The sequence below is a fragment of the Pseudomonas sp. BN606 genome (genome assembly GCF_029873115.1).
GTDB lineage: Bacteria > Pseudomonadota > Gammaproteobacteria > Pseudomonadales > Pseudomonadaceae > Metapseudomonas.
Genome location: NZ_SSOF01000079.1, coordinates 1 through 13,156 on the forward strand (window position 1 = coordinate 1; position 13,156 = coordinate 13,156).

At 60.1% G+C, this 13,156-nt stretch carries 14 protein-coding genes and 2 pseudogenes; 7 read left to right on the forward strand and 9 right to left on the reverse strand.

Annotated elements, in window-relative coordinates:
• The 3 genes and pseudogenes from E8E75_RS21150 to E8E75_RS21160 form a co-directional block, all read left to right on the forward strand.
• Positions 1-462, forward strand: a pseudogene (locus tag E8E75_RS21150) (transposase); the annotation flags it as partial.
• Between the two features lie 441 nt (positions 463-903).
• Positions 904-1,782 carry a glyoxalase III HchA gene (hchA, locus tag E8E75_RS21155; protein ID WP_153917862.1) on the forward strand — a complete coding sequence of 293 codons (879 nt, stop codon included), beginning with the start codon at positions 904-906 and terminating at the stop codon, positions 1,780-1,782.
• Positions 1,779-2,498, forward strand: a complete 720-nt coding sequence (locus tag E8E75_RS21160; protein ID WP_120652053.1) for a PA1136 family autoinducer-binding transcriptional regulator — start codon at positions 1,779-1,781, stop codon at positions 2,496-2,498. Before hchA ends, E8E75_RS21160 begins: the two co-directional genes overlap by 4 nt.
• A 48-nt stretch (positions 2,499-2,546) precedes the next feature.
• Here the strand turns inward: E8E75_RS21160 and E8E75_RS21165 are convergent, their stop codons facing one another.
• From E8E75_RS21165 to E8E75_RS21175, 3 genes and pseudogenes are all read right to left on the reverse strand, one after another.
• On the reverse strand, positions 2,547-2,846 hold the full coding sequence (locus E8E75_RS21165) for a hypothetical protein (RefSeq protein ID WP_153917860.1): 300 nt from the start codon (positions 2,844-2,846) through the stop codon (positions 2,547-2,549).
• 145 nt (positions 2,847-2,991) lie between these two features.
• Positions 2,992-3,327, reverse strand: a pseudogene (locus E8E75_RS21170) (efflux RND transporter permease subunit); the annotation flags it as partial.
• Between the two features lie 12 nt (positions 3,328-3,339).
• Positions 3,340-3,642 carry a hypothetical protein gene (locus E8E75_RS21175; protein WP_153917858.1) on the reverse strand — a complete coding sequence of 101 codons (303 nt, stop codon included), beginning with the start codon at positions 3,640-3,642 and terminating at the stop codon, positions 3,340-3,342.
• A 394-nt stretch (positions 3,643-4,036) separates the two neighbouring features.
• Here E8E75_RS21175 and E8E75_RS21180 point away from each other — a divergent pair, with 394 nt between their 5' ends.
• Positions 4,037-4,597, forward strand: a complete 561-nt coding sequence (locus tag E8E75_RS21180; protein ID WP_256672703.1) for a Bro-N domain-containing protein — start codon at positions 4,037-4,039, stop codon at positions 4,595-4,597.
• Between the two features lie 18 nt (positions 4,598-4,615).
• On the opposite strand, the gene arsJ is transcribed toward E8E75_RS21180, so the two are convergent.
• The 4 genes from arsJ to E8E75_RS21200 are packed head-to-tail and all read right to left on the reverse strand — an operon-like array spanning position 4,616 to position 7,983.
• Complete coding sequence (arsJ, locus tag E8E75_RS21185; protein WP_153917856.1) at positions 4,616-5,848, reverse strand: organoarsenical effux MFS transporter ArsJ; 1,233 nt, start codon at positions 5,846-5,848, stop codon at positions 4,616-4,618.
• A gap of 19 nt (positions 5,849-5,867) precedes the next feature.
• Complete coding sequence (locus tag E8E75_RS21190; protein ID WP_153917854.1) at positions 5,868-6,872, reverse strand: ArsJ-associated glyceraldehyde-3-phosphate dehydrogenase; 1,005 nt, start codon at positions 6,870-6,872, stop codon at positions 5,868-5,870.
• A 26-nt stretch (positions 6,873-6,898) separates the two neighbouring features.
• Positions 6,899-7,615 carry an arsenical resistance protein ArsH gene (gene arsH / locus E8E75_RS21195; RefSeq protein ID WP_153917852.1) on the reverse strand — a complete coding sequence of 239 codons (717 nt, stop codon included), beginning with the start codon at positions 7,613-7,615 and terminating at the stop codon, positions 6,899-6,901.
• Between the two features lie 11 nt (positions 7,616-7,626).
• Entirely contained in the window at positions 7,627-7,983 is a 357-nt protein-coding gene (locus E8E75_RS21200) for a metalloregulator ArsR/SmtB family transcription factor (protein WP_120652060.1), read from the reverse strand.
• 260 nt (positions 7,984-8,243) lie between these two features.
• Here E8E75_RS21200 and E8E75_RS21205 point away from each other — a divergent pair, with 260 nt between their 5' ends.
• Positions 8,244-8,591 (forward strand): metalloregulator ArsR/SmtB family transcription factor, encoded by a 348-nt coding sequence (locus E8E75_RS21205; RefSeq protein WP_153917850.1) that lies wholly within the window; start codon positions 8,244-8,246, stop codon positions 8,589-8,591.
• 40 nt (positions 8,592-8,631) lie between these two features.
• Positions 8,632-9,717: an NAD(P)/FAD-dependent oxidoreductase gene (locus E8E75_RS21210; RefSeq protein ID WP_120652064.1), complete on the forward strand. Its 1,086-nt coding sequence runs from the start codon at positions 8,632-8,634 to the stop codon at positions 9,715-9,717.
• A 132-nt stretch (positions 9,718-9,849) separates the two neighbouring features.
• Here the strand turns inward: E8E75_RS21210 and E8E75_RS21215 are convergent, their stop codons facing one another.
• Together E8E75_RS21215 and E8E75_RS21220 are read right to left on the reverse strand one after the other, a co-directional pair.
• On the reverse strand, positions 9,850-10,509 hold the full coding sequence (locus E8E75_RS21215) for an SCO family protein (protein ID WP_120652066.1): 660 nt from the start codon (positions 10,507-10,509) through the stop codon (positions 9,850-9,852).
• A gap of 12 nt (positions 10,510-10,521) precedes the next feature.
• Positions 10,522-12,381 (reverse strand): multicopper oxidase domain-containing protein, encoded by a 1,860-nt coding sequence (locus tag E8E75_RS21220; protein ID WP_153917848.1) that lies wholly within the window; start codon positions 12,379-12,381, stop codon positions 10,522-10,524.
• A 291-nt stretch (positions 12,382-12,672) separates the two neighbouring features.
• Between E8E75_RS21220 and E8E75_RS21225 the strand changes: the two genes are divergently transcribed.
• Positions 12,673-13,116 carry a BRO family protein gene (locus E8E75_RS21225; protein ID WP_153917846.1) on the forward strand — a complete coding sequence of 148 codons (444 nt, stop codon included), beginning with the start codon at positions 12,673-12,675 and terminating at the stop codon, positions 13,114-13,116.
• Positions 13,117-13,156: the final 40 nt, after the last annotated feature.

Consider the following 13,156-nt stretch of genomic DNA (forward strand, 5'->3'; position numbering starts at 1 on the left):
CTCTCCAGCAACGACTTTCACTGGAATCAGGAGGCCAATGAATACCGCTGCCCAACCGGCAAACCGCTACGCAGTGAATGGCGCACCTTCACCCAACAGAGATCGCGGGTGACCAAGGCCAACACCATCATCTACCACTCCAGCCGAGCCGACTGCGCCACCTGCCCACTGAAAGCCAAGTGCTGTCCCAATACGCTGATCCGCAAGGTCGTGCGCAGCATCCATGAAGCTGCCCGCGACGTAGCGCGACGCATCGCCAAGACGCCGGAATAACTCCGCTCCCGCTGCGAGCGCAAGAAGGTGGAGATGCTCTTTGCCCACCTCAAACGGATCATGAAACTCGACCACATACGGCTGCGTGGCCTGACGGGTGCGACTGACGAGTTCACCTTGGCCGCGACGGTGCAAAACCTGCGACGCATGGCAAAGCTTTTGCCTCAAGGGCCACCGCTCACGGGATAGGTACGCCTACTGCGAGCAGAAACCCTCGAATTAACCCGCAAACCTGAGCCCGGTGGCTCAGTGAAACGCCGAAAGGCAACTTGGAGTGGCTGGTAGCCGCTTCGAACGCTGGCACACCTCGCCGGCTGGCTGCCGCAGAACCGCCTTTTTCAACAGAATCGGCCGGGAGCTGCCTCTCAGCAGCGGAAGCAATTGCCCCTCAGCAGCCTCATTGTCGCGGTCTGCCCCCGACTGTTTGGGGAGGCCTAGCCTTCACGTCATCGAGAGACCTATCAGCCTGAAGGACTTTAGGCTGAGCGACTAGTCTTACTGATTGAACTTCAGATTGGCATCCGCCTCGCGTGCTCAGCGTAGGCGTTGAGGGAAATCCCTCATTGTCTGGCGGTGTTGCACCTTTCTAGCATTGCTCTCGGTAATCGACCCGATCGACGGAGAAGAATCATGACTACCGTACCGACTGACGACAAGCGCCCGACCCCTGACCCGGCCGAGGACAATGCTTTTTTCCCTTCGCCGTACTCTCTCAGCCAGTTCACGTCATCCAAATCCGACCTCAGTGGAGCCGACTATCCGACCCCCTATCGCGGAGGGCGTTGGAAGGTCTTGATGATCGGGGCCGATGAGCGCTATTTGCTGACGGACAACGGCACCCAGTTTTCGACGGGAAACCACCCCGTAGAGACATTGCTGCCCATGTACCATATGGATAAAGCCGGGTTTGCCTTCGACATCGCGACCCTGTCCGGAAACCCGGTCAAATTCGAGTTCTGGGCCATGCCCTCCGAAGACGCCGAGGTGAAAGGGCAGTACGCCAAGTATCGCGACCAGTTCAAGACCCCGCTCAAACTGGCTGATGTGATCGAGCAGAAGCTGGGCGAAGACTCCGACTATATCGGCGTGTTCATTCCTGGCGGACACGGGGCCTTGATCGGTCTGCCCAGGAGCGAAGATGTGAAAAAGGTCCTTCAATGGGCTTCGGCAAACGACAAGTTCGTGATCTCCCTTTGTCATGGCCCTGCGGCTCTGCTCGCAGCAGGCATCGGTGAAAGCCGGGACACCTGCATCTACAACGGCTACAAGATCTGCGCGTTTCCCGATGATCTGGACGCGAAGACCCCTGACATCGGTTACATGCCCGGCCATCTGACTTGGAAATTCGGGGAGGAACTGAAGGCGCTGGGTCTTGAGATCATCAACAAGGACATCTCGGGTGCAACCCACCAGGACCGGAAACTGCTCACCGGCGACAGCCCGCTCGCGGGCAACGCTCTGGGTAAGCTGGCGGCCGCCGCGTTGCTGAAAGAGGTCGCAGCGGGGTGACTCAGGACATGGCCGAGGCGGCATTTCGAGCCGCCCTTGCGATCGAGAGTGCTCAAACGCTTTCGGTGATCCAGGAGTCAGTCCGCGCCTCTGCCATGCCGTTTGGTTACGACCGCTTCGTCCTGTTTTCCGCTACATCGGCACGAGACGAAGTGGTCGAACGCATCTACTGGGTCGAGGGTAACTGGTTCGATGACCAGGCTACGGTCGACGCACAGACCTATGTCCGGCGTTGTCCGGTAACGCGCCATATCCTTGAGGCCCGTGAGCCCTTTTACTGGAGCAAGGTGAAGGGCAACGGTGGCGAGCTTTACCGGGTGGTTCGCACTCCGGTGGGCCCCGGCATTCATGGGTTGCAAATACCTGTATTCGGTCCACTGGGGCTTGAAGGTGCCATGAGCCTTGGCGGAGAGCGGGTGGATGCGACTCATCGAGTTCGCCTAGCGCTGAGCATCGTGGCCACGGCTGCGTTTTTCTCCGCTCGCCGGTTGCTGGAGTCGCCAGTGGGCGAGGTATACAGAAAACTTTCCGAGCGTGAGCGCGAAGTCCTAGCGTGGATTGCTGCAGGAAAACGTCAGGCGGATATTGCCGCAACGCTCGGTCTGTCGGAGCGTACGGTGGAAAACCATTTGCGTTCGGCGCGTCGCCGTCTTGGCGTTGCAACAACGGCCCAGGCCATCAGCTTTGCCATACGCAACGGTGATCTGGAGGGCTAGGAGGGGCTAGGATGAGCGCGTGTGCGCTGATAACCGGAGCAGCCTGCCTTATGCCATGTCCGCTTTTGGCCAATTCTGTTGGAAAAGTCCAACCTTAATTTTTGCCCGAGAAAGTAGGCTCCTTACGTTGAAATCTGAGCCAAATTCCGGCACTGAACTTCCCCAGTTTTTGCGTAGCGACACGTCAATCGTGCGATTTTCGGCTTTGCGTGAGCGAGCCTGGACGACACCCACTTTTTCAACAGAATCGGCCGGTAGCTGACATTCGGGACTGGCAGCTTTCGGCTGTGGATTCAATTGGTCGACGCAAAGCCCCGCTGAATGCTTTAGCCAATCCGTTGCATCCATCGGTGGAATCCGCAATTGGCTGGCTGCCAGTCGAACGCAACTCAGCAATGTCACGGCCAAGCCCCGGCCTCGAGGCGACAAAGGCTGATCACACCCGATCAGCCTTTGTCGCGGAGGTTGAGGCGTAATGCCGCCGCGCCGTCACTCAGGAATTGAGCGCGGCATCGGCCGTCATCTGCTGGTCACCGGCACCCGCATGGCGGCGCACTTTGAACCAGGCGGCATACAGCGCTGGGACAAAGAAGATTGTCAGCAATGTCGCCACGGTGAGGCCGCCCATGATCGCAATCGCCATCGGCCCCCAGAACACGCTGCGCGTCAGCGGGATCATTGCCAGCACGGTAGCCAGCGCCGTCAGCATCACCGGGCGGGCCCGGCAGATGGCAGCATCCAGCACCGCATTCCACGGGTCACGGCCCTGCGAAATCTCGATCTGCACCTGGTCGATCAGAATCACCGAGTTACGCATGATCATCCCCCCAGGGCGATTCACTTACCTCCCGGCGATCGGGCCTATGCCGAACGCTGGAAAGCCATCAAGTTCGCCTTCCCCAAACGCCTGACCAACGCCGAACCTCGCACCGATACCCAACAAAAGCGTGGGGAACGCGGCATCTGGCAGCGGCGCTATTGGGAACACCTGATCCGCGACGACCTCAATGACCAACGGCACTTCGATTGCATCCACTTCAACCCGGTGAAGCATGGCCATGTGCGGCATGCGCAGGATTGGCCGTTTTCGAGTTTCGATCGCGCGGTGAAAGACGGGATTTATCCGGCGGATTGGGCAGGGCATGAATCGGACGCCGAGGGCGGGCGTTGGAGGGAGTGAACGGGGGGATGAAGCCCGGCGCATTGGTGGATGAAAAGAGCGTCATCCACCCTTGCAGGGTCACACTTCTCCAACTCCACTCAGCCAAATCCCACACCCCAACTGCATTGCCGCTTCCCCACCCTGTCCATAGCCTCTGTCCCCGGCGCCTAAGAAACGCTTACAGCGGACCAACCGCTCCCGAAAGCTCAGCGGCTTTTTTGTGCTCGCGGCATACTCGCACCCGCACAAAACCTCTGCTCTGTCGGGAGTGGGCTAATACAAGACCCGTAAGGGGAATACGCCCGGCCTCTGTGTGGGTTTCTTAACTCCCGACGCCAACAGCCTTAAGAAAGCTGCTCACACAGAGGTAATGGATATGCCCGAGTTTCCCCAGTTTCACCCCGCCCCTCCCCCGGACGCCGAAGTCCTCCTGCCCGCCACCTTCATCCGTCACAAGCGCCAGCTACGAGCCGTGCTGCTGGATGAAGAACCCTGGTTTTCCGCTAGCGATCTGGCCCGACTGATCAACCACGCGCCGTTGCCCGAGCGGGTGTCTCGCAACCTGGATGAAGATCAATTGCAGCGCGTCTGGATGCGCAATAGCCATGGCGACTTCGAGCAGGAGTTGCTGATCAGCGAGTCCGGCGTGTACACCGTGCTGATCCTCTTCTACCACCGGGAAGAATCGCTGCATCCGCCAATGGCTCACCCGCGAGGTGATTCCTCGCCTGCGGGAAGAGGAACGCTTCCACGCCCAGCGACCCTATCGCGAAGTGATCCAGGGGCAGGAGCGGACTGCTCGCAGAGACCGGAGATGCCTGCCGGAACAACGGCACTCCATCACTCTTTGACTACCTGCCCACCAGTTCCGAAACAGACCACACTTTCCGCTAATCGAAGCGACTGGCGAGGCATTCAATCGGCGTCGCCCGCCTAATGCGACGCCAAGAACTCCTCAGGCTGATGGATCCATGACCTCAGCATGCCTGGGCAGGCCGATGGAAATCAGGGCAGCCAGCAGCACAAAGGCTGTAGATACCCACAGACAGGCCTCCAGCCCATAGGCCTGGAAGATCCAGCCGGAAAGCAGCGTGCCCAGCAAACGACCGAGGGCGTTGGACATGTAGTAGAAGCCCACGTCCAGCGACACACCATCCTCCTTGGCGTAGGAGACGATCAGATAGCTGTGCAGCGAGGAGTTCACCGCGAACAGCACCCCAAACAGCATCAGGCCGCCAAGCAGCACCGGCTGCGCTGACCAGCCTGCCGAAAGGCCGATGGCGATGGCTGCCGGCATCGCTGCCAGCATGCTGGCCCAGACAAAGGCAGCGCGGCCATCCGGCACGTGACCATGCTGCTTGCCAGTGATCGCCGGGGCGAGCGACTGGACGATGCCATAGCCGATGATCCAGGCGGCAAGGAAGCCACCGACCAGCCAGAAGTCCCAGCCGAATACCGTACTCAGGTAGACCGGCAGTGCCACCACGAACCAGACATCGCGGGCACCGAACAGGAACAGCCGCGCGGCCGAGAGAATGTTGATCGCCCGGCTCTTGGAGAGGATGTCGCGAAACTTCGGCTTGGCCTTGGCCTTGCCCAGGTCCCTTTTCAGCATGACCAGGCTACCGAGCCAGATCAGCGCCAGCACCGTCGCCATGGCCAGTACCGCCCCCGCGAACCCCAACAGGGCCAACAGCGCCCCGCCAAGGAAGAACCCCACGCCCTTCAGGGCATTCTTCGAGCCGGTGAGGATCGCCACCCACCTGTACAACGTGCCCTGCTGGCTGTCCGGCACCAGGAGCCTGATCGTGCTCTTGGCGCTCATCTTGTTGAGGTCCTTGGCAATACCCGACAACGCCTGGGCGCCCATCACCCAGGGGATGGTGAGCCAGACCGGCGGCACCGCGAGCATCAGCAGCGCGATGACCTGCATGCCGAGGCCGATGTTCATGGTGCGGTTAAGGCCCAGGCGGGCACCCAGGTAGCCACCCACCAGGTTGGTGATGACGCCGAAGATCTCGTAGAACAAGAACAGCGCGGCGATCTGGAGTGGCGTGTAGCCCAGCGTGTGGAAGTGCAGCACCACCAACATGCGCAGCGCGCCATCGGTGAGGGTGAATGCCCAGTAGTTGCCGGTCACCAGCAGGTACTGGCGGACTTCAGTGGAGAGGCCTGACAGCACCTTCATGATCACCGTTTGCTCCCTCTTAACCTGCCAGACCAACCAACTTCGCCAGTTCAACGGCCCGGTTGGCGTAGCCCCATTCGTTGTCATACCAGGCATAGAGCTTCACCTGAGTGCCGTTGACCACCATGGTCGATAGCGCGTCGATGATCGAGGAACGCGGGTCGGTGCGGTAATCGATGGATACCAGCGGACGTTCCTCGTAGCCGAGGATGCCCTTCAGCTCATGCTCGGCAGCCGCCTTGAGCAGTTGGTTGACCTCCTCCACCGAAGTCGCCCGCTCCACTTCGAATACACAATCGGTCAAGGATGCGTTGGCCAGCGGTACACGTACTGCGTGACCATTCAGGCGACCACGCAGCTCGGGGAAGATTTCAGCGATGGCGGTGGCCGAACCCGTCGTGGTGGGGATCAGGCTCATCCCCGAAGCACGGGCGCGGCGCAGATCCTTGTGTGGCTGGTCGAGAATGCTCTGGGTGTTGGTCAGATCGTGGATGGTGGTGATCGAGCCGTGACGGATACCGAGGTTCCCGTGGATCACCTTGACCACCGGGGCCAGGCAGTTGGTGGTGCAGGACGCGGCGGTGACGATGCGATGCTGCGCCGGGTCGAACAGATGCTGGTTGACACCCATGACCACATTCAGCGCGCCTTGCTCCTTCACCGGCGCGCACACTACTACGCGCTTCACGCCCTGATCCAGGTAAGCCTGGAGCACAGCGACGGTCTTCATCTTGCCACTGGCCTCGATCACCAGATCGCAGTCGGACCAATCGGTGTCGGAGATGGCCTTGTTGGCAGTGACCTGGATGCGCTTGCCGTCGATCATCACACCGTCGCCCTCGGCGCTGGCTTCGCGCTGCCAGCGACCATGTACCGAGTCGAAGTTGATCAAATGGGCATGGGTGGCGGCGTCGCCCGCAACGTCATTGATGCGGACGAACTCAAACTCCGGCCAGTCCCAGGCCGCCCGCAGCGCCAGGCGACCGATACGACCGAAACCGTTGATACCGACTTTGATGCTCATGCTCGTGCTCTCGTATGAATGCTGGATCAGATGGAACGTTGGTTGACGCGTTTGGACAGCTCTTCAGCCGACTCCTTGCGCTCGGAGTAGCGGTCGACCAGGTAGTCCGAGCGCTCACGCAGCAAGAGGGTGAACTTCACCAGCTCCTCCATGACGTCCACCACACGGTCGTAGAAAGAGGACGGCTTCATCCTCCCCGCCTCATCGAACTCCAGGTAGGCCTTGGGCACCGAGGACTGGTTGGGGATGGTGAACATGCGCATCCAGCGACCCAGCACGCGCAGCTGGTTTACCACGTTGAACGACTGCGAGCCGCCGCAGACCTGCATCACCGCCAGGGTCTTGCCCTGGGTCGGACGCACCGCGCCCATGGCCAGCGGAATCCAGTCGATCTGTGCCTTGAACACCGCGCTCATCGAACCGTGGCGCTCTGGCGAGCACCACACCTGCCCCTCCGACCAGAGCACGAGTTCACGCAACTCCTGCACCTTGGGGTGGCTGTCCGGCACGTCATCGGGCAGCGGCAGCCCGGACGGGTCGAAGATGCGTGTCTCGGCGCCGAAGTGCTGGAGCAGGCGCGCGGCCTCCTCCGTCAACAGGCGGCTGAAGGAGCGCTCGCGGGTCGATCCGTAGAGCAGCAGGATGCGCGGCTTATGTGTGGCCGACAGCGTGCTGCCTAGCTTGTCCAGGGTCGGCAGGTCAACCAGGTCGGCATCGAGGTTCGGTATGTGGTCGTCGGTCATGGATCTAATCCTCAGCAACAAGCAGCAACGCGTTCGGGGCGGTCGCCCATGCCTTCCAGGCGCTCCGAGTCAGGGCTCAGCCATTGCCTGTTGGCGTCCAGCACCGTGGTAAGCACGCGATGCACCCAATCGGGCAAATTGGGATGAAGGCGGTAGTACACCCACTGGCCCTGGCGGCGATCCGCCAGCAACCCACAGGTGCGGAGCTGGGCCAGGTGACGAGAAATCTTCGGTTGGCTCTCATCCAGGGCACAGGTGAGTTCGCAGACACACAGTTCTTCCTCGCGGGTAATGAGCAGCATCACGCGCACTCGGGTCTCGTCGGCAAGGCATTTGAAAACGGTGGTCGGGGTCAGATGGTCGGTCATGGCGCTCTCAACGTTTGGTTTTCACCAGAACGAACACCTTGATGCGTTCGTTGATTTCACGGGCGGCGTTAGCGACACAGACGAACAGCACGCGGGTCCTGGATCTCATGGCCATACCCTGTTCATATATGTTTTTTCGAATATATGATTTTTCGAATATTCGGTAAAGACTTACAGGACGGAATGCGTGGGAGCCATGCGCACTTCTCATGAGCTGTCACAGCTTTACATGTGCATGGTTGTGCACATATATTCTCGGCATGCAAACGCCCACTATCACCCGCTCCCATGCCATCGAAGCAGCCATCGAGTCGCTGGATGGCGCCTTCTTCAAAGCCCTCTGCGAACCTTCCAGGGTGGCCGTGCTCAAGCGCGTGATGCAACTTGGCCGCGCAGACGTCAGCGAGATCGCCGCTGACCTTCCCCAGGAACGCTCGGTGGTATCCCGCCATCTCCAGGTACTTCTGGACGCAAATATCGTACGGGCGACTAAGGCCGGACGGCAGGTGTTCTACGAGGTAGACGGCCCGGCCATCGTCACTCGCCTGGAAACCATCCTCCAACACACCCGAGGCATTACGTCGCTGTGCTGCCCTGGTGGATCGTAGGCCTTTCTATTTGCATCAATAGGTGCATGAGTACGCATACATGAACACAAAGATTTCAACTCAGGACGTGATCGTCATCGGTGCAGGACAGGCGGGATTGGCATGCGGATGGCACCTGCAACAGCGGGGACTCAAGTTCCTCATTCTCGATCAGCAGCAGCACCCTGGCGGCAACTGGCGCAACTACTACGACAGCCTGGAGCTCTTTTCGCCAGCGGCCTATTCGTCTCTGCCTGGCCTGCCATTTCCTGGCACCCCCACGCGCTACCCGAGCCGGGACGAAGTGGTGCACTACCTGGAGCACTATGCGAATCGGTTCCAGCTGCCCATTCGACAGAACACCGAGGTGAGGCAGGTGCAGCGCTTGGGAGACGAATTCGAGGTGAGGTCAGCAGAGCATGAGTGCTTCAGCGCGAAAGCCGTCATCGTTGCCTCAGGGGCATTCAGCCGCCCGTACACCCCTGCCATACCGGGGCTCGACAGCTTTCAAGGCCGCCAGATGCACAGCGCCGACTATCGAAAAGCCGAGCCCCTGGGAGGTCAGCGGGTGGTAGTGATCGGCGCGGCAAACTCGGCCGTGCAGATTGCCTACGAGCTGGCTCAGGTAGCCAACACCACGCTGGCGACACGCGAGGCAATCCGCTTCGTCCCCCAGCGATTCCTGGGGATCGATTTCCACGCCTGGTTGAAGTGGACAGGCCTGGAGAAGACCCGCTGGCTGAGCGACCAGAGCACGCCGGTACTGGATGACGGCACCTACCGCAGGGCCTTGAGAACGGGCTTGTTACACCGGAAGCCGATGTTCACTGCCGTTGTTCCTGATGGGGTGACGTGGGCAGACGGACAACATGAAGCAATCGATAGCCTGATCTTCGCCACGGGCTACCGTCCAAATGTGCCGTTTCTGGATGGACTACCGGTGCTGTCTCAGGACGGCCACATCCTCCAGCGCCAAGGCATGGCGCTTGAAGTGCCCGGCCTGTACTTCGTGGGACTGCCTCGACAGCGCAACTTCGCGTCCGCCACCCTGCGCGGCGTCGGAACGGACGCCGCGCATATCCTTCCGTCGCTGCTGCGTCACCTGGGCTTGTCCACGTGCGTAGGTGCGGCAGCTGAACTGAGTTAGCGAACTGCCTGATCTCACTGGCAGCCAGCAGCCTCTGGCATTGATCGGGCTTGTGGCGCGCCACCCTCAAACTCTCCGATCTGAACACGTGAATTGCTTGACCGGGACGGATGACGCACCAGCTCATTTTGCCTAGGTAAAGAACCTCGAGCCTGGACTCTGCAGCGCCTGATGCCGATAGGAAAACTCCGGATCCACATGATCGATAGTGCCCAGGATCTGCTCGGGCGAACCCAGTGCCGGCGCCATGGTCCAGCGCTCAATGCGATCATTGCCGATGCGCAGCATGCCGGAGTGCGAGTTCTTGTCCCGATCCACTTCCGGCTCCGGGTCGTAGAAGCCCAGACTGAAACGTACCCGCTCGATGTCTGCCGGCGCCCCCGTCAGGAACCACCAGCCAGGCCCCACACCATGTCGCGCGGCGTACTCCCGAAGGGTTTGTGGTGTATCCAGCTCGGGCGCCAGGGTGATGGAGTACAGATGCACCTGTCGTCCGAGACGCGCGCCCAGAAGCCGCTGCACCTGCAGCAGGTTCGCGGTGGCGGTAGGGCAGATGCCGGCGCAGGAGGTGTACATCATGTTGATCGCCACCACCTTTCCGCGAATCAGGTCATCGTAGAAACGCACTGACTTGCCGTATTGATTAGTGAGCAGCACGTTGGGCAGCTGGCTGGCGGTACGGTTGGGGCGATCGGTCCTCCCGCCACTGGAAACACTCAAGCCGAGCGCTGTTCCCACGCCAACCACGCCCAGGAGCCCGGCGCTTACCAGCAGATTTCTTCTCGTGTTCATGAGGCGACACTCCTAAGCATTTGGCTCTTCGTCCTGGTCGTCTTCAAGGTCCCAGCGGACCATCATGGCGTGGTCCTCATGGATCACGTTGTGGCAGTGCATGACGTACTTGCCCTTGAAATCCCGGAAGCGAAACAGCACGACCATGGTCATGGTTTGATCGAGCACGAAGGAATCCTTGCGACCTCGCTCATGTATGGGAATCGGCACCTGGACGCCATCGACCAGCTTCTTGAGCATGATCCCTTCCTCTAAGTGCGAGTGAATCGGGTGAGACCACCCACCTCCCGTGCTAGCGAACTCCCAGATTTCCGCGCTCCCCTGGCGAACCCGCGCCCTGGGACGGTTGACGTCTACCAGTTGCCGATTGACCTGCCACAGCCCATTGCGCCGATCAAACTCCCACCGCCTTACAGGCAGCTTCTCCAATTCTTCGGGTGAAGGGATATCCGGTAGCGGTCGTAAGAACCGGGGTACCTGGCTGAGGTCCTGCTCGGGCGGGTGGCGATCAACGATGAACTTCATCACGCGGGTGCCGGGCGCTCTGGAGTCCCTGGGCTTTCGCGTACTGTCCTGGCGAAGCCGGTTGGTCAGATAGAGTTCGGTGCCGATGGGGTACCGGGAAAAGTCGACAACAATATCGGCCCGCTCGGCCACCCCCAGCCTGACATGAGTGAAATTGAACAGCGCTTCGGGCAGCAGGTTGCCGTCGTTGGCGATATAGGTGAACCGCTGGACGACATTGCTCGAATTCACCAGGTAGAGGTCGTAGAACCGGCTGGGGCCACTGTTGAGCAAGCGCAGCCGGTACTTGCGGGCCGCAACCCGCAGTACCGGCTCGATCTTCCCGTTGATCACCACCTTGTCGCCCAACACGCCTTCGGCATGGAGTTGGTCGTAGAACAGCTGCCCGTCAGGCATCGGCGTGAAGCGACGGTCGCCGAAGGCCAATGGATAGTCGTAAGGGTGGCTGGGAAGTCTCAGGGCACTGGGGCTTGGATCGCGTTCATTGCCTGAGTCGATATGATCGAACAGCAGGTAGAAGCCGATCAGCCCTCGATACACGTTGGGGGCGGTGTAGTCCAAGGTGTGGTCATGGTAGAAGAGCGTTCCCAGCGCCTCTCGATAGTCACCGATACCGTTCTGCAACTCATCGTACCCAGCGTAGATGTTGGGGTAGAAATGATCCTTGAACGTCCCTCTCCCCTGCCTGGAACCTGACCTGCTCAGCGTCGGCCCCGCCTCATACCGGCTGTAGTAATCCCCCGGAAATCCATCGCTCTCCGAGGGCGTGTGTCCATTGTGCAGGTGAGTGGAAATCTCCGGCGTACCGAAGCCGACATGATTTTGAGGCAGATCGTTATAGATGCGGCATATCACCGGATGCCCGTAAGTGGCGAAGATGGTTGCGGGAACGGTGGCGTCGGGATTGCTCCCCCGATACGCCCAGACTTTCTGTTTGGGCAAATCGGGGTGGGTTACCCATTCAGCGTTCTGTACCACGCGCAGCTCGTACAACTCGGGAGCCCCTAGAACACCGGTCAACTCTTCGTAACGCTGATGCGCGTCACGTCCTGCCTCGCCTGCCTCGGTGTTGGGCTCGATGGTCGGCGCAGGAGTGAACGCCTCGGTATGCGCCACCGGCACGATGACCGGCGGCAGCTCCTCCATCCAGGGCCGGGTCGCTGGGCTGGGCGGAAAGATCGGCTGTGGCGTGGTCACCCATTCGACCGCCTGGCCAGACTGACTGGCCGGGAGCCATGGCGCCGCCAAGGCAGCCGCTGATAGTTTGAGAAAAGTTCGCCGGGCTGTGTCGCCCTTGTTCTGCTGTCCTGGGAAATTGCCCTTGTTGCTCCGTTTGCTGGTTCGCATTTGGTTGTTCCATCACCCCATCCTCAACGCACGCCCTCTCTTACCGCCCTAGCCACGGTTAGTTGAATATCCTCTCCCCTGCGCCAAATCTCAGCACTGCATGTTCGCTTCTTGTTGAGCGAATGATGTCTCATCATTCAGTAAAAGCAGCTTTACCGGCGTGGGACAGACCGCCTGTCTGGCAATGTGCCACTCAGCAATATCAGGAAACAAATCAATTAGTTATAGAGAAATCAATAACATTAAAAACTTATTGCCATTTTTATGACGCCCAATTAATCAAATGTCCGAATGTGCCTCCACAAGCGCCAACTGCGTGCCGTACTACTGGACGAGGAACCCTGGTTTGCCGGCAGTGATTTCGCTCGGCTGATCAACCACTCGCCACTGCCCGAACGGGTGTCGCGCAACCTGGCTAAGGACGAGCTGCAACGAGCCTGGATGCGCAACAGCCATGGCGATTTCGAGCAGGAACTATTGATCAGCGAGTCCGGCGTCTACGCCGTGCTGATCCTCGACTACCACCCGGAAAACCGCTGCATACGCCAATGGCTCACCCGCGAGATGATTCCACGCTTGCGGGAAGAGGAACGCTTCGACGCCCAGCGCCCCTATCGCGAGGTGATCCAGTGGCAGGAGCGGCAGCTGCAAGTGCTGCACTGTCAGGGCAAGGCCTGGCTGCACCTGGGCGATTGCCCGGACCTCCTCCGACACCTGCTTTTGGTGATTGGCTAAACCGTAGGTTGGTCCGAGCGAAGCGAGGCCCAACGATGAC

What these genes read in the sequence shown, in the direction of transcription:
- hchA (WP_153917862.1), top strand. Translation starts at nt 904, where the DNA reads ATGACTACCGTACCGACTGACGACAAGCGCCCGACCCCTGACCCGGCC.
- E8E75_RS21165 (WP_153917860.1), bottom strand. Translation starts at nt 2,846, where the DNA reads ATGGATGCAACGGATTGGCTAAAGCATTCAGCGGGGCTTTGCGTCGAC.
- E8E75_RS21175 (WP_153917858.1), bottom strand. Translation starts at nt 3,642, where the DNA reads ATGCCCTGCCCAATCCGCCGGATAAATCCCGTCTTTCACCGCGCGATC.
- E8E75_RS21180 (WP_256672703.1), top strand. Translation starts at nt 4,037, where the DNA reads ATGCCCGAGTTTCCCCAGTTTCACCCCGCCCCTCCCCCGGACGCCGAA.
- arsJ (WP_153917856.1), bottom strand. Translation starts at nt 5,848, where the DNA reads ATGAAGGTGCTGTCAGGCCTCTCCACTGAAGTCCGCCAGTACCTGCTG.
- E8E75_RS21190 (WP_153917854.1), bottom strand. Translation starts at nt 6,872, where the DNA reads ATGAGCATCAAAGTCGGTATCAACGGTTTCGGTCGTATCGGTCGCCTG.
- arsH (WP_153917852.1), bottom strand. Translation starts at nt 7,615, where the DNA reads ATGACCGACGACCACATACCGAACCTCGATGCCGACCTGGTTGACCTG.
- E8E75_RS21200 (WP_120652060.1), bottom strand. Translation starts at nt 7,983, where the DNA reads ATGACCGACCATCTGACCCCGACCACCGTTTTCAAATGCCTTGCCGAC.
- E8E75_RS21205 (WP_153917850.1), top strand. Translation starts at nt 8,244, where the DNA reads ATGCAAACGCCCACTATCACCCGCTCCCATGCCATCGAAGCAGCCATC.
- E8E75_RS21210 (WP_120652064.1), top strand. Translation starts at nt 8,632, where the DNA reads ATGAACACAAAGATTTCAACTCAGGACGTGATCGTCATCGGTGCAGGA.
- E8E75_RS21215 (WP_120652066.1), bottom strand. Translation starts at nt 10,509, where the DNA reads ATGAACACGAGAAGAAATCTGCTGGTAAGCGCCGGGCTCCTGGGCGTG.
- E8E75_RS21220 (WP_153917848.1), bottom strand. Translation starts at nt 12,381, where the DNA reads ATGCGAACCAGCAAACGGAGCAACAAGGGCAATTTCCCAGGACAGCAG.
- E8E75_RS21225 (WP_153917846.1), top strand. Translation starts at nt 12,673, where the DNA reads ATGTGCCTCCACAAGCGCCAACTGCGTGCCGTACTACTGGACGAGGAA.